Consider the following 14,576-nt stretch of genomic DNA (forward strand, 5'->3'; position numbering starts at 1 on the left):
CCGCCAGCAGACTGAGCTGTCCCAGCCGTTTTCACCTTAAGGTCCCCGTCGTGGCCAAAAGCATTGGACATGCGAGGCACTTGGCGACGGCGATCTCCCACGCACATAAAGATGATACCAATGGTGAATGGTTATGGCTCAGCAGAATCTGGTGGTTTGCAGCAAATGCGGTGGGGTCAACCGCCTGCCGCCGGCCCGCAGTGCCAAGAATGCGAAATGCGGAAAGTGCGGGAACAGGCTGTTCTCAGGTCACCCTGAAGACGTCAACGGTCGGATTTTCGATGACCACATCACGCGCAGCAGTATCCCCGTTGTCGTCGATATCTGGGCCCCATGGTGTGGCCCGTGCAAGATGACGGCGCCGGCATATGAGACGGCAGCGAACGAATTGGAGCCGGATGTTTGCCTGATCAAGCTAAATTCCGACAATGAGCAGGCCGTTTCAGCCAGGCTCGGCATTCGCAGCATCCCGACCATGATCCTGTTCCATGGCGGGCGGGAGGTCGCGCGCACATCCGGCGCAATGACGGCCGGGCAGATCGTCAGGTGGGTTCGCGACCACCTGCCGATGGCCACGGCCTGAAAGCAGCCACACCATGGATTCGCTCATCGCCCGGCTCGGTCTCGCTTTGGCAATAGGCCTGCTCGTGGGATTGGAGCGCGGCTGGCGGGAACGGGACGCGCCTGATCGCAGCCGGACGGCCGGAATTCGAACTTTCGGCATATCCGGTCTGCTCGGCGGTATTCTCGCAGCTCTGGCCGATGCGCTCGACGCAGTTTCCGTGCTAGTCGGCGGCTTCGTCGCCTTTGCGGCAATCTTCGCCTGGTATAAGGCGCGTGAGGCCGCCCATGACGAGGACTTCAGCGTTACTGCGGTGATCGTGTTCGCGCTCGGTGCGCTTTCGGTCGCCGTTGACTACCGCGTCGCCGCAGCCGGGGGGCGGCATTGGCGGCGGTCCTTGCCAGTCGCGAGATCCTGCACGGCCCCTTGATCGGCTGACCTGGGTCGAGCTTCGTTCTGCGCTGATCCTGGCCGTGATGACCGCGATCGTTTTGCCATTGCTGCCAAACCGGACGATGGACCCGTGGGTTGGCTTCAACCCGTAGGAAGTCTGGTTCCTCACGGTGCTGATGGCGTCGATATCGTTCGCTGGCTATGTCGCCGTTCGCGTTCTGGGAACCACGCGCGGGCTGCTCGTCAGCTCGCTCGCCGGCGCCATCGTCTCTTCCACCGCCGTGACCATGGCACTCGCTGGCGGCAATGGTTTCGGTGCTGCGCGTTTGCGCCGTGGTGCTGATCGTCGAGCCAAGCGTTTTGGTCGTGATGGGCATTCCGGCGATTGCCGCGGCGCTCTCCTTCGCGGCTCTCGGAGCATTGCTGCTGACTCGAGACAGCGGGGATCACGAAGGCGGCGCGATCGCGCGCAATCCGGTCGAACTAGGGCCGTTGCTGCTCTTCGCCCTGCTCTTTGCGATTGTCGCGACCGCGAGCGCTGCATTGGCTGCTCAATTCGGCGGACGCGGCTTGCTGGCGAGTTCGGCGCTTGCGGGCACATTCGATGTCGATGTCTCGGTGCTCAATGCTTTGCGCCTGGTCAAGCATTCGGTCCCTGTCGAGACCGGTGGGCAGGCGGTGCTCGCGGCACTGGCAGCAAACGCGATCGGCCGCCTGTCGCTGGCAGTATTTGCCGGTCCGATGAGGTTTCTGGTTGCCGCTGGCAGGTGCAACCCTGATCGCCGCAATAGCCGGTTACGGTGCGGTGTTGCTGCCACTGACCTTCCGATAGCGCCGAGAACCGGCCTCTTTTGATGCCGATCAAGGGCCAAGCCGTACAGCCGCTCTATGAAACTCCGCGAAGGAGTGCGCCATGATCAGCTTGAAGGATCTTACCCCGAAATTCCGACACGTCCGGTTGCTGCAAGACGCCTCAGAGGTAACTCATGCCGCGACGACGCATCTTGATTGTTGTCGGCCATCCTGACCCGTCCCCGGACCGGCTCTGCCGTGGTCTCGCCAAGGCCTATGCCGAAGGCGCGGAACAGGCGGGGCATGTCGTCCGCCGGATCGATCTCGCGGCGCTCGATTTTCCCATGCTTCGGACGATGCAGGAGTTCGAGCACGGCGCGATCCCCCGACAGCCTGAAGGACGCCGCCGAAGCGATCGTCTGGGCGGAGCACATCGTGTTTGTGTTTCCGCTGTGGCTCGGAACCATGCCGGCCATGCTTAAGGCGTTTCTGGAACAGGTTATTCGGCCGGGAACGGCGTTTGCCTATCCGGACAAAGGCGGAGGCTTCACCAAGACGCTGCTTCGCGGCCGCTCCTCTCGCGTCGTGGTGACCATGGGCATGCCTTCCGTTCTTTACCGGCTCTGGTTCCTCAGTCACGGCATTGCCGGCATGCGGCGCAGCATCCTTCATTTTGTCGGCATCAGTCCGGTACGCGAGACGTTGTTCGGCATGGTCGCGGGTGCCAGGGATTCGACACGGGCGAAGTGGATCGAACAAATGCGCAAGCTCGGTGGCTTGGCGCTTTAGCCACGATCAATCAGGTAAGATAAGGTCGGCCGTGGTTGTCCAGCCACCGAATATTTGATCGCTCAAGCCGCGCGACTCCACCGGGCTTTGTCCGGCGCGACAGCTCTAAGTAGTTTTTCATGGGGAAAGCCGAGTTTCGCGACCCGCGGATTTTCGTGCGGTTGTTGTGCCACGGATCAAATCGGGAAACAGCCATGCGCGCCTGCGCCGACTGGTGAGAGCCGGTGCCGCCAGGCGACTGAGCTATCCTAGCTGTTTTTACCCAATGTCACCCAAGGTGCCAAAAGCATTCCAAACCAGCGCTTCGGCCTGATCTGGCCAGGGAGACGGGCCGAGGCTCAGGCCGTGGCCTGCGCACCGGTCTTTCCGAAATGACCGGCTGCGTCTTTCGCCATCCGGCGAGTACACCAGCGCGCGTAGACATCCAGCGTGATCCCGAAAGACAATTCAAAAGACAAATCGGAGCCGCGCGTAGGCTACGAAACGGTTAGTCCTGGGATCATTATCAATCTTTTAGTTCGCAAGCGGCTACGAAGGCGAGCGCCGGCACCATGCGCTGCCCTCTCCCCCTGCGATTGTTCTTTCGATCGGCGACAGCAACGAACGATCTGTGATGCGGTACCGCCCCAAGCGGATGTGGTATCACTGTCTTGGTACGTCGGATGAGGGGATGAGGCCGGCGCCAGCTAGGAACGTGCGAACTGCCATGCGAACATCCTGCTGCTGTCCAACCAGAAGATGTCCGCCAGTGTCGTAGACGACCAGTTTGGCACCCGGGATCTTGGCTGCGGCGAACTCAGCTGCCGGTAGCGTGTCAAACAGGTCGTCGCGCCCAGAAATAATGAGCGTCGGCGCAGTAATTACTTCCAAGGGCAGTTCATGCAACGCAGGGGTGCTGTCGATGTTGATTCCAGGGAAGCGCAGCGACAACGGCTCAACGCTCTTGACGATGCTCATGACGCGGTCCCGTTCGGCCCGAGGCGCAGCCGCAACCAGCGCTGGCGGAACGCCGAGGAAGCGAACGAGCACTGACGGTGCGATCTTCTCCGTGGCCCACCATGCGAAATCGCCGCCCGCATTGACGACCCAGAAAGCGAACTTGTTGCCGCGGCTCGCTTCAATCGAGACCGGATTGGTGGGCGAATAAAGACCTGGGACGATCAGAATGAGAGCGGTGACCTTGTCCGGGTGCCGGAGTGCGAGCTCGACCGCAGAACGCGCGCCTGCCGAAACACCGACGACCATCGCTTTGGGTACGTCCAGTTTGGATAGCAACGCCGCATGCGCATCGGCCTGCGCGGCTGGAGAGGTATCCTGCGGAACGGGGGTGCGCAGATAGCCAAAGCGCGACGGCGCGATGATCCGAAAGCCCTCACCCACAAGATCTGCTGCATTGGCAAGCCCTTGGTCAAAGCCGCCGCCGGCGCCGTGGATCGATAGGAGCGCAGTACCCACACCAATGTCGGCGTATTCGATCGGGCCTATGTCGAGGTTGGCGACCACGCCGCCTCGGCTGGCGGCGTCGCGCATGCGGCCAAGCTCGTTCTTGTAAAGCAAGAAAACGACTCCGGCCGGTGGTATGGCGATGACCATGGCCAGCAGCAAACCGCCAATTCGACTCATTGCAAAAGCTCCACAAAAGGACGGACGAATATTGGCCTGTCTCGCTTGGAAGCAGGTTGATTTACCTCAATATCCCTGAGTGACAGCATCGGTCGCTGTATTTGGATGCTGTCAATTGTGGGATACGCAGCCGGTCCGGCGCCCCCTCCTCTCCCGGGTTGTGCATCGTACATCCCGAAAACCGTTCGGCTCTGCTCCCAACGGCCTGACGATCCAAGCCCTGTGCAGCACTGGGCCAGACCGCTAGCGCCTCTGCGCTAGGTAGTTTCCCGTAGGGACATAACCGAATTTCGCGACCCGCGGATTCGCGCGATTGCTGCGTCGCGGATCAACCGGGAAAACAGCCATGCACGCCCAATCGACCTCCAGAATTTCACTGCCGTCACACTCCGTGCAGTCGAGCCTGCCTGCGGCATTCGATCTGACACCGCTACAGCCGGTCAGCTTCTTTCCCTCCGGTTCGGAAATCTATGCCCAAGGTGAAAAGGCCGGAGCCTTCTACAGGGTCGAGTTTGGCGCCGTCCGTGTTTACCGCCTGCTTGCGGACGGTCGCAGGCAGATAAGCGCCTTCCATCTGGCTGGAGAGACATTCGGCTTCGAAGCCGACACCACCCATCATTTCTTCGCCGAAGCCATCAATGCTACGAGTGTCCGCGTCTTCCGCTTTACCAATGGTGCGGATATCTCCCGTCAGCTGCTGCCGTTGGCTCTCAAGGGCCTGACGAGAGCGCAGGAACATCTTTTGGTCCTCGGTCGCCAGAATGCCATCGAACGCGTCGCCGCGTTCCTGGTCGACATGGCGGAGCGGCAGGGCGGGTTGCGGCAGGTCGAACTGCCGATGTCGCGCATGGATATCGGCGATTATCTCGGCCTCACCATCGAGACCGTATCACGGGTTTTCACCCGGCTGAAGGACAAGGGCGTCATCCGCCTGCTCAATCTGCGCAGCATCGTGATCGTCAGGCACGACGCGCTTCATGCGATGAGCGAATGAGCTGCGTCGACGTCGAATAACCGTTTGTTAGGCATGTCTGAGACCGTGACGGGACTGTTTCCAAACGTTCGTCGGCGGTTGTCGGAGCGGTCGGTACGAAGCCGGTATGCATCATCTTCCGGTAGTAGTGTCAGGACGATCTTGTACGTCTCTGGCGCGCTGGTCACGTTTGCCCTTATTTTTGTGACGCTTGAAGATGTGGCCATGGTGGCGCGCGATCTCGGGTTCGAACAATTCCTTGCGACCGGCCTTGACTCGCTCGAACGTGCCCTGTTCGTCGTGCTCCATCAGTGCGGAGTAGCCGACGACGTCCAAAGCAAGAATTGCAGCAAGCTTTCGGTCCATGACCGCGCTCCCACACTTGGCAGCATCACACTGCGCGCCTCACTCGGTCTTACGCGGCAGCGTCGGTGACGCTTCCCAAAGCGGCGCGGAGACTTCCGGCGTCTCGCTCCTAACATTAGACATATCTAAAGCGATGTCGAGGGGCCGTCTGAGTCTCGCGGCAATTTCTGCTCTTACCCATCTCTCGCCCCTTGCCCCCCAATCCTCCAGGCGTGTTTTTCGGATGGCCCGCGGCGTCGAAGCCCATCGGTCCGTGCTAGAGCGGCGAGAGTGGTCAGCCCCCGCTGTTGGTCACCATGGATGAACCTCTGGCGCTCCGGCGCTCCAAGTCCATCCCGATTTCAAGGCCGGCATATGGCGCGGCCGCGACCTCGGTCGCCGAGCTGTATGGGATGGCAGGTCTGACTTCAACGGCCGACATGCGGCGCAACTTCGACCTACAGCGTCGTTGCCTGCAAGGTCTGCTGTTGGGAAGCAGCAAAGCTGATCTTACGGCTGACATTGGGGGCATTGCCGCCGCTATCTAACAACCGCGACGGGGATGAAGAAGGGCAAGCAGTGTGGTGGAATGCGTCGGGCCTCTGTAACACTTGCTATGCGTCGAAATGTGCATATATTGTGCATATGAGAGGTCGGAGATTTGTCATGGCCCACGCACAGCTCGCACATTCCACGGTGATTTCAGACTTTGTCGATAGCCTGCAGGAGCCGCGCACGCCTTATATCTCGCCGAAGCGCCTGTCGCAGGCGCTTGGCGTGAAGGTGGCCAACTTGGCCCAGTTGACCGGTGTCCACCGCAACACGCTCCGCAACCCGTCATCGGAGCGCCTGCAGGGCCGGATGCGCGAGATGGTGAAGGTGATCTCGGCGGCGACGGAACTCACCGGCGATGTCAACAAGGCGATCTTTTGGTACCGCAATGAACCGATCGCCGACTATGGCCATCGTACCGCAGCCGAGCTCGTCGCCGACGGCCAGGTCGAGGCGGTTCTGGCCTTTATCCGGGATCTCGAGAATGGGGCGCGCGGGTGAGGATCACCCGCATGGGTCCAGACGAAATCTTCCATCGCTATCTGACTCCCAAATGGGCTTTCCTGCCCACCAGCGGTGCAGGCGCGGCGATGGACGGCGGTCGTTTCAACCGGCCGGGCATCGAAGCACTTTATCTGTCGCGTGCGACCCAGACGGCGCTTGATGAATACAAGCAGGGTGCCAGCATCACCCCGCCCGCCACCCTTGCCGCTTACAAGATCACGCTCGCCGAGGTGGCCGACCTTTCGCAGGGGTTCGATCCGGACATCTGGGATGGCCCGTGGAAGGAGTGGGATTGTGCCTGGCGCCAGGTCGCTCGCATCGACAAGAAGATCCCGCCGTCGTGGAAGCTCGCGGATCTGGTCATCACCGCCGGGCTTCGGGGCATCCTTTTTCCGTCGCTGCGTCACGCCGGCGGTACCAATCTGGTGATCTTTCCGGCCAATCTTGTCGACGGCGACCATCTCGCGGTTCACGATCCCGATCAACGGCTGCCGCACTACCAGTCGTCCTGGTCCTGAGTTATCGACTATCTCTGGGATCGCAACGCGACGACGCCCCCGTCACGGCGCTTGGTCCCCAACGACACCGTCCTAGCCGTCGCCCTCCCCGCGCGCCAGCCCGGCTGGAATATCGCCGGCCAGCAGCTTCTCCTTCGACAGCAGCCCTGCGTCCTCGAGCGCCTCGAAATCCGGTAGCTGGCGCAGCGTGTCGAGCCCGAACTGCGACAGAAAAGTTTTCGTCGTCACATAAGTATAGGGCGCGCCAGGTTGCGGCGAGCGCGGACCCGAAGCGATAAGATCCTGCGCGCGCAGCATGCCGATCAGGTCGCGCGACACCTCCTTGCCGAAAAAGCTGGAGAGCTCGCCACGGGTGATCGGCTGGAAGTAGGCAATGCACATCAAGACAAGCGCCTGCGCCTGCGGCAGTTCTTTTGCCCCCTCGCCCGCTGACGTGCCGAAGGCTGCGTGAATGGCATCGCCAAAAACCTTTCTGGTCCGGTGCTGCCAGCCGCCGGCGACCGAGACCAGCTCATAGGGGCGGCCGGCGAGCTCGGCGCGGATGTCGTCGATGATCAGTTCAAGATTGCAGTTCTTGCCGACGACCCGCGCCAGCACCGCGCGCGGCACTGGTTCGCTTGCCGCAAAGACCACTGCTTCCACGCGGCCCATCCATTCGCGCCAGCGCAGCTCCGCCGGCAGATGTTCCAGCTCGGTATCGAGCAACGCCGGCTGTTCGTTCGGCTTGCGGCGGGCGGAGGCTTCGGCCATCGCTAGAGTCCAAACAGTCGGAACGAGGCGCGGCCGGTGAGCTCGCGCACCGCCTCGAGCTTTTGCAGCCGCTCGAACAGGCGCCGCGCCGCAAACCGCGACAGTCTTTTGGTCGTCAGCGATCCGGAGAGGGCGTCGTCATCGAGCAGTCTTTGGATCACATCGCCCGCCCCCTTTGCCCTGAGCTTCGGTGCGACGGCGATGAGCCGCTCCGCCCGCCGCGACAGCTCGGCGGCCAACCGGCAGGCGTCCGCCGCCGCCTGTGCCAGCGCCAGGCACACTGCCCGCTCGAACCCTTTTTCGCCTGGCCGGATCCGCTTTCCGCCGCCAGGCTTGGACCGAAACGCCGGGCCAAAAGCGTGTGCCATCAGCAGCGGGAGCGGGCGCGGCCAGCGCAGGTTTTGCGCTAGCACCAGGTCGGCGAGCCACCAGGCAAAAAGCTCGGAGTCGGACTGCATGGCGACGACGCGAGCGGCGATTGCCGCCGCAGCGAACGGCGCCGGCCGCCCCGAGCGCGCCAGGTCGTCGATGTGTTCACAAACCGCGGCCAGCGCCTCGACGTCCCAATGGAGACCCAGCTGGTCGACGATCTTTTCGAGCTGATCGGCGCTGGCGGCGGGCGGCTGCCCGGGCCAACTGCCGCCAGGCGCCAAATGTGGCGCCGGCGGGGCCCGGATCGGCTCCGGCCTGGCGCAGATGGCATGCGTCGCGCAAGGCGGCCTCGTCCTCCGAGCGCCCGGCCAGCCGCATGCTGGCGGCGCATTTCAGCGCCAGCCGCTGGCGCCAGGCGCCGGCCCAGCCGGCTTGCGTGCGCGCGAGCGTCTCGAGCGTGCTCAAGGCGGGCGCCGGCACAGAAGGCGGCGTCGGCGTCTCCGGTGCGCAATACCACCTGCCAAAGGACTTCTGGGCGGCCGTCAAGCGGCTCAGCATGCGCCAAATAACCGGCCTCTTGGGCTACCCCAACATCTAAGGGAAGCAGCGCGCGCGGGTTGTCCGCGGACAACTGCCAGTGTCAGAGGGTCAACTCCCGGGTCAACTCCACTCATGGTTAAACGTTTGTAAAATGTTTACGAATCGGACCATACTGTAACTGCGCAGTTTGAATGAAATCTGCATCAACTGCGTAGTTCGAGGCGAGCAATGCTATAAACATATATGCAAACTAGCGGGCAGGAACACCTGCCGTCGATGTTGTCCGCGGATTCTCTCGAATTGTCACGGCAGCTTCAGTTGCACCAACAAAAGATCTTTCCCCCAGCCTCCCAAAAAACAATCCGGCATTTCACACCTGCAGAAGCTGCATACTATATCGGCATCGGTGAGGGATACCTGAGACAGGTGGCCTCGGATGGGCATGGCCGGAACCATTGGCCAACGGTCGCCGGGTCTATTCTCCTGCCGACATGGAAAACATCCGTCGGTGCCTCGACGAAAAAAACGGAACACCAAAATACGTTCCGACCCGTCGGCCTGGCGAGAAACTACAGGTCGTGGCCGTCATGAATTTCAAGGGCGGTTCGGCGAAAACGACGACTTCCGCACACCTGGCCCAGTACCTTGCTTTGCGCCGCCACCGGGTTCTAGCAATCGATCTTGACCCACAGGCTTCTTTGTCCGCGCTCTTCGGACATCAACCCGAGCTCGATGTGGGCGAAGGCGAAACTCTTTACGGAGCGATCCGCTATGAAGCGCCACGATCGATCGCTGAAATTGTCCGGGCCACCTACACCCAGAACCTACATATCGTGCCGGGAAATCTCGAACTCATGGAGTTTGAACATGAGACACCGAGAGCGATCACGTCGGGTTCGGCGGAATCCATGTTCTTCGCCCGCATCGGCGAGGTTTTGACAGACATCGAGAGCCTATACGATGTCGTAATTATCGATTGCCCGCCACAACTCGGCTTCCTAACGATGTCGGCGTTGTGTGCGGCGACGTCGGTATTGATAACGGTACATCCGCAGATGCTGGATGTAATGTCGATGAGCCAGTTTCTTGCGATGACTAGTGAGATGATGGCGGTCGTCGAAAGGGCGGGTGGTCGTACCAGCTACGATTGGATGCGCTATCTGGTTACTCGCTACGAGCCGAACGATGGTCCGCAAAGCCAGATGACCGGCTTTATGCGGGCGATTTTTGGCAATCGAATGCTCCACAATCACATGCTGAAGTCGACGGCAATCTCCGATGCCAGGGTCACCAAGCAGACACTGTATGAGGTCGAGCGACAACAGTTCACGCGCGGTACCTATGACAGGGCGATGGAATCCCTAAACGCCGTGAATTCCGAAATCGAAGGTCTGCTAAGGACAACTTGGGGGAGAAAGTAGTGGCCCGCAAGAATCTCATTGAGGTCTCAACTGCAGAAGAAGCGCCGACTCCTACGGCGGATGTCAGGCCGATCGCAGGCTTTGTAGCGCCAGCGGTTCGCAGTGCTCCCATCGGGGGCATCACAAGAACCCTGGGTAACATCACGCAGAAGTTCGAACGGGCGCAAGACCTCGAGAAGCAGCTCGCGGAAGGCAAGATAATTGTCGAACTGGATCCAGCCCTGGTTGACGGGTCGTTCATCAGTGATCGTCTTGGCATCGATTCCGTAGGTCTGGCCGAACTTGTTGGCCAGATTAGAGTGCATGGGCAACAGGTGCCGATCCTTGTCCGCCCTCATCCGAAGACCAATGGCCGGTATCAAGTCGCTTATGGGCACCGCAGGCTCGCAGCGGTAAGAGAACTTGGCATCAAGGTTCGTGCCGTTATCCGTGAGTTGTCAGATGACCAGCTGGTTGCCAGTCAAGGTCAGGAAAACAATGCGCGGACTAACCTGTCATATATCGAGAGAGCGTTGTTCGCTGCCCGCCTTGAAGATCGGTCTTTCTGCCGCGAAGTCATCATGGCCGCACTGAACGTTGACAAGGCTGCTTTATCCAAAATGATATCGGTTGTCCGCGCGATCCCTATCGAATTGATAGAAGCAATCGGAGCAGCTCCGGAGGTCGGACGTCGACGATGGATGGAATTCGCAGAGAAGCTAGCTAAGGCGGAAATTGATCTGCATGCGCTGCTGACAACGTTGTCCGCGGACAACTCAAGTGATCAACGTTTTCAACGAGCCGCCGATGCCCTCAACACGCTTCCTAAGTTGAAGGAGCAGCCAAAGGCCAATCTTTGGGCTGCCAAAGACAGATCAGTTAGCGCGAATGTAAAATCGACCGCGACGAAGGCCGTTGTGACATACGAGGCAAAGGACGGTCCAAGCTTCGCGATATATGTCACGGAGCGACTGGATGATCTCTACGAGGCCTTCCGGCAGTCACAAAAAACATCAACAGGAGACTGAAACCGCAAAAGAAAAAGGCCCCCAAGCGACTTTCGTCGTGGAAGCCCTTCTCCGTAGTAGCTGACTGAGAATCGCATCTCCACGAATCACTGTCAAGAGTCATTGGCGTCGTTTTGGCGAGCAGATTTCTTTTGCCTAATCGAGGGTGAAAGAAAATGGAGACGAATATTGCGACGACGCCCTTTGGGCGGCGGCCGATGACACTTGGCATGATTTCAAGCCAGGTGGCCGCAAAGGCAATGCCGGCGGACCTGACCGTCCACAAATGGCATGTCTTCCAGAACATCAAGGAAGCCCGAGGCGCCTTGGGCGCGACCGATCGCGCGCTGGCCATCCTTGACGCTCTGCTGTCATTCCATCCGGAGACGGCGCTATATGGCGACAGCGAGCTGATCGTCTGGCCGTCCAATGAGCAGCTGATCGGCCGCGCCAATGGCATGCCACCGTCGACCCTCCGGCGCCACCTGACCGTCCTGGTCGAATGTGGGCTGATCATCCGCAGGGACAGCCCGAACGGCAAGCGCTACGCTCGAAAAGGGCAAGGGGGGCGAGATCGAGCAAGCCTATGGCTTCGACATCTCGCCGATCGTGGCGCGCGCAGCGGAGTTCAAGGAACTGGCGGAAGTCGTCCGAGCCGAGAAGAAGGCCTACCGGGTCGTTAAGGAACGGCTAACTATATGCCGCCGAGACATCGTCAAAATGATAGACGCCCGCATTGAGGAAGGCGTTCCGGCAAATTGGGGCAGGGTCCAGCAAACCTATCAGGCTCACGATCACCGAAGCCCGGAGCGGCAAACGTCGTTTCTTCACGGCGAGCTTGCGCGACCTGTCGCAGCGCCACGCTGCCGACGCCGCTCTGCGTGCCAGCGAAGCCCGATTGGCGGCGTTCATGAAGCATGCTCCCGTAGGCATGTACCTGAAGGATACCGACGGGCGCTATCTGATCGCCAATCCCGAAATGGGAAAGGTCTTCGGCCGGCCGGCCGAGAGCGCAATCGGATTAAGCGCGGCCGACATTTTCGGGCCCCAGGAGGCCGCGATGATCGCGGAAAACGATCGCCGCGTCCTGGAATCGGGACAGGCGATTGCAATCGAGGAATTCCTAAGCAACGCGGCCCACTATGCCTGGAGCCTTGTCGTCCGCTTTCCCGTTCTGGGGGCCGATCAGCAGCAGGCGCGCATCGGCGGCTTCGATATCGACATAACCGAGCAGAAGCGCGCGGCCGAGCGCCTGCTGCGAAGCGAGCGGCGCTTCCGAGACCTCACTCACCATCATCCGGTTCCGGTCGTGTTCATAGACTCGCGAACGAGGCAGCTGATTAGCGCCAATCCCTCCTTCCGCGAGATCATGGGCATAGGCCCGGATGACGAGGACCGCTTCCGGCGGCACCGCTGGTTCGCCACACGGGAAGACTATCGGCGCCTCAAAACCCTGTCACGTCAGCAGCCGCGCGCCGACGGCGTGGAGGCTCAACTTCGGCGTCTGGACGGCTCCGCGTTTACCGTGTCGCTGAGTTGGCGCCACATCGAGATGGACGATCGACCGGTGATCGTCGGCAGCATTCTTGATCTCACCGCAACCAAGGCGGCTGAAGCCGAACTGGCGCGGTCGCGTGAGGCATTGGCTCAGAGCGAGCGGCTCAACGCACTTGGTTCGCTGCTTGCCGGCGTTTCGCAGGAACTCAACAACCCCGTGGCGGTCGTCGTCGCGCAGGCCCAGTTGCTGGAAGAATTTCTAGGCGGAACCGCCCACGCACAGCGGGCCGGCAAGATCAGACTCGCCGCCGAGCGCTGCGCACGCATCGTGAAGACCTTCCTGGCAATGGCGCGACAACGCCAGCCGGAGCGCCGCAGTACCAACATCAACGATCTGATCCGCGCAGTTCTCGGCATCGCCGGCTACGGTTTGCGCACGGCGGGCATCGAGGTGCAATGCCGGCTCGCCGAGGGCCTGCCGCCTCTGGAAGTCGACCCTGACCAGATGCATCAGGTGTTCTACAACCTGATTGTCAACGCGCAACACGCCCTGCAGGAGATACCCGCACCGCGGCGGATCGAGATCGAAACGTCGCTTGAAGGCAATGACCTCCAGATCGTGATCGCCGACAATGGCCCCGGTGTGCCCGCCGAGATCCGGAATCGCATTTTCGATCCGTTTTTTACCACCAAGGCTCAGGGGGCGGGAACCGGGATCGGGCTCGCTTTCTCGCTCAGTGTGGTGCAGTCGCACAATGGACGACTGGCCCTGCTTGACCGTGCGGACGGCGCGCATTTCCGGTTGCTGTTGCCGGTGGAGGCCTGCACTTCATCAGATTCAGTCGAAGGTGTTGCGGCGCACTCGGTCGCGGGCTTCGGTTGCACCGCCCTTGTGGTCGATGACGAGCGGGAGGTTGGAGAAACGATGGCAGAACTACTAGAGGCTGAAGGTTTTGCCGTCAGCATCGTCGAGGACGGCGCCGGCGCCAAGGCAGCGCTGATGAGTGCTGTTTTCGATGTGATCTTTTGCGATCTGCGGATGCCGAACATCGACGGCCCCGCCTTGTTCGACTGGGCCTGTCAGGCAACCCCGGGCATAGCGGAGCGATTCGTTTTCGTTACCGGCGACACGCTCGGCGGCGCTGCGGCGCGCTTCGTTGAACGGGCCGGTCGACCAGTTGTCGAGAAGCCGTTTTCGCGCGATTCTATCCGCCGGGCACTAAACTCGTTGGCAGACGTTCCGCGCTAGCCAACGACCCTCTTTGCGCGCTGGCGCCTTCGGACAACACCGCAGCGTCAGCGAACACGCATCGCAGTCCAGCTTGCTCGCGCAATACCGCATAAAGCCTTTTTCTTCGACACTGGCGTTGGCGCATGGGCTCGGATTATATCGCGATGGAGCGTCCTGCGTATCAATCGGGTCGACTCAAGCCGTAGCGCGAAGGTCAGGTTTGGAGAAGCGCCGGGAATGGCAGCTCCTGGCGCTACCCGGGCGGCGGGCGATTCAGCTGCTCTGAAGGCCGAGGTGAGCGTCAAAGGGCCGACTCGGGTCAGTGCCTGCCTTAGAACTTCTCCGAACGAAGGGCAGAGAAGGGTCGGAACGTTGCCAATCGTGTCATCGATGGGAACGAGCAAGTGGCGCCAAAAGCCGAAATTAACTTCGCAGCTTTGGATTGCCCGTTGCGACAGCGAAACAGCTGTTCGCAGCGCCAAAGATCGCTCCGCGGGATTGCAGTCGACTGAGCTTGCCGGCGCTTCAAGAAAATGCATCACGATTCCGACACCTGGATGCCGAACCAATGCCGACCGACACAGGGCACCCTTGACCTGCAAGACGCAACTCGGCACACGAGGGGCGACCTTGCCTCTGCGGAAAACAACTTGAAGAAAGGCTTCGCGGCCCATAGCATGCCGCGCCATGGTGAAATCTGATCGGGAGGTCAGTGAGATCGGTCGGGT

At 60.9% G+C, this 14,576-nt stretch carries 10 protein-coding genes and 5 pseudogenes; 10 read left to right on the top strand and 5 right to left on the bottom strand.

Annotated features, from left to right (window positions below; translation table 11 throughout):
- Positions 1 to 133 precede the first annotated feature (133 nt).
- The 3 genes and pseudogenes from trxC (at position 134) to NKI24_RS31360 (ending at position 2,536) form a co-directional block, all read left to right on the top strand.
- Positions 134 to 583 (top strand): thioredoxin TrxC, encoded by a 450-nt coding sequence (gene trxC, locus NKI24_RS31350; RefSeq protein WP_352750294.1) that lies wholly within the window; start codon positions 134 to 136, stop codon positions 581 to 583.
- Positions 584 to 596: 13 nt separating this feature from the next.
- Positions 597 to 1,787 (top strand): annotated as a pseudogene (locus NKI24_RS31355) (MgtC/SapB family protein).
- 154 nt (positions 1,788 to 1,941) lie between these two features.
- Positions 1,942 to 2,536, top strand: a pseudogene (locus NKI24_RS31360) (NAD(P)H-dependent oxidoreductase).
- A gap of 642 nt (positions 2,537 to 3,178) precedes the next feature.
- On the opposite strand, the gene NKI24_RS31365 reads toward NKI24_RS31360, so the two are convergent.
- The gene (locus tag NKI24_RS31365) at positions 3,179 to 4,159 is read right to left on the bottom strand and encodes an alpha/beta fold hydrolase (protein ID WP_352750295.1); all 981 of its coding nucleotides are present in this window, start codon (positions 4,157 to 4,159) and stop codon (positions 3,179 to 3,181) included.
- A gap of 346 nt (positions 4,160 to 4,505) precedes the next feature.
- Between NKI24_RS31365 and NKI24_RS31370 the strand changes: the two genes are divergently transcribed.
- Positions 4,506 to 5,153: a helix-turn-helix domain-containing protein gene (locus NKI24_RS31370; RefSeq protein WP_352750296.1), complete on the top strand. Its 648-nt coding sequence runs from the start codon at positions 4,506 to 4,508 to the stop codon at positions 5,151 to 5,153.
- 111 nt (positions 5,154 to 5,264) lie between these two features.
- On the opposite strand, the gene NKI24_RS31375 is transcribed toward NKI24_RS31370, so the two are convergent.
- Complete coding sequence (locus NKI24_RS31375) at positions 5,265 to 5,498, bottom strand: hypothetical protein (RefSeq protein WP_352750304.1); 234 nt, start codon at positions 5,496 to 5,498, stop codon at positions 5,265 to 5,267.
- A 645-nt stretch (positions 5,499 to 6,143) separates the two neighbouring features.
- Here NKI24_RS31375 and NKI24_RS31380 point away from each other — a divergent pair.
- Positions 6,144 to 6,530, top strand: a complete 387-nt coding sequence (locus NKI24_RS31380; RefSeq protein ID WP_352750297.1) for a hypothetical protein — start codon at positions 6,144 to 6,146, stop codon at positions 6,528 to 6,530.
- A gap of 11 nt (positions 6,531 to 6,541) precedes the next feature.
- Positions 6,542 to 7,051, top strand: coding sequence for an RES family NAD+ phosphorylase (locus tag NKI24_RS31385; RefSeq protein ID WP_352750298.1), 510 nt, complete (start codon positions 6,542 to 6,544; stop codon positions 7,049 to 7,051).
- Positions 7,052 to 7,123: 72 nt separating this feature from the next.
- Here NKI24_RS31385 and scpB read toward each other — a convergent pair whose 3' ends face one another.
- The gene (gene scpB / locus NKI24_RS31390; RefSeq protein ID WP_352750299.1) at positions 7,124 to 7,801 is read right to left on the bottom strand and encodes an SMC-Scp complex subunit ScpB; all 678 of its coding nucleotides are present in this window, start codon (positions 7,799 to 7,801) and stop codon (positions 7,124 to 7,126) included.
- Between the two features lie 2 nt (positions 7,802 to 7,803).
- Positions 7,804 to 8,690 (bottom strand): annotated as a pseudogene (locus NKI24_RS31395) (DUF1403 family protein).
- Positions 8,691 to 8,956: 266 nt separating this feature from the next.
- On the opposite strand from NKI24_RS31395, the pseudogene repA reads away from it, so the two are divergent.
- The 4 genes and pseudogenes from repA to NKI24_RS31415 all read left to right on the top strand — a co-directional run bounded on the left by repA (position 8,957) and on the right by NKI24_RS31415 (position 13,866).
- Positions 8,957 to 10,134 (top strand): annotated as a pseudogene (repA, locus tag NKI24_RS31400) (plasmid partitioning protein RepA).
- A complete protein-coding gene (repB, locus tag NKI24_RS31405) occupies positions 10,134 to 11,141 on the top strand; it encodes a plasmid partitioning protein RepB (RefSeq protein ID WP_352750300.1) in 1,008 nt (335 codons plus the stop codon). The pseudogene repA and the gene repB overlap by 1 nt, the downstream one beginning before the upstream one ends.
- 155 nt (positions 11,142 to 11,296) lie before the next feature.
- Positions 11,297 to 11,927, top strand: a pseudogene (gene repC / locus NKI24_RS31410) (plasmid replication protein RepC); the annotation flags it as partial.
- Positions 11,928 to 11,958: 31 nt separating this feature from the next.
- Positions 11,959 to 13,866, top strand: a complete 1,908-nt coding sequence (locus tag NKI24_RS31415) for a hybrid sensor histidine kinase/response regulator (RefSeq protein WP_352750301.1) — start codon at positions 11,959 to 11,961, stop codon at positions 13,864 to 13,866.
- A gap of 47 nt (positions 13,867 to 13,913) precedes the next feature.
- On the opposite strand, the gene NKI24_RS31420 is transcribed toward NKI24_RS31415, so the two are convergent.
- Positions 13,914 to 14,576 (bottom strand): hypothetical protein (locus NKI24_RS31420; RefSeq protein ID WP_352750302.1); only part of this gene is annotated, 663 nt, incomplete at its 5' end.

The sequence above is a fragment of the Mesorhizobium sp. M0701 genome (genome assembly GCF_040320365.1).
Taxonomy (GTDB): Bacteria; Pseudomonadota; Alphaproteobacteria; order Rhizobiales; family Rhizobiaceae; genus Mesorhizobium.

Coding starts and splice junctions, on each gene's coding strand:
- NKI24_RS31375 (WP_352750304.1), bottom strand. CDS start 5,498: ATGGACCGAAAGCTTGCTGCAATTCTTGCTTTGGACGTCGTCGGCTAC.
- NKI24_RS31385 (WP_352750298.1), top strand. CDS start 6,542: ATGGGTCCAGACGAAATCTTCCATCGCTATCTGACTCCCAAATGGGCT.
- scpB (WP_352750299.1), bottom strand. CDS start 7,801: ATGGCCGAAGCCTCCGCCCGCCGCAAGCCGAACGAACAGCCGGCGTTG.
- trxC (WP_352750294.1), top strand. CDS start 134: ATGGCTCAGCAGAATCTGGTGGTTTGCAGCAAATGCGGTGGGGTCAAC.
- NKI24_RS31365 (WP_352750295.1), bottom strand. CDS start 4,159: ATGAGTCGAATTGGCGGTTTGCTGCTGGCCATGGTCATCGCCATACCA.
- NKI24_RS31380 (WP_352750297.1), top strand. CDS start 6,144: ATGGCCCACGCACAGCTCGCACATTCCACGGTGATTTCAGACTTTGTC.
- NKI24_RS31370 (WP_352750296.1), top strand. CDS start 4,506: ATGCACGCCCAATCGACCTCCAGAATTTCACTGCCGTCACACTCCGTG.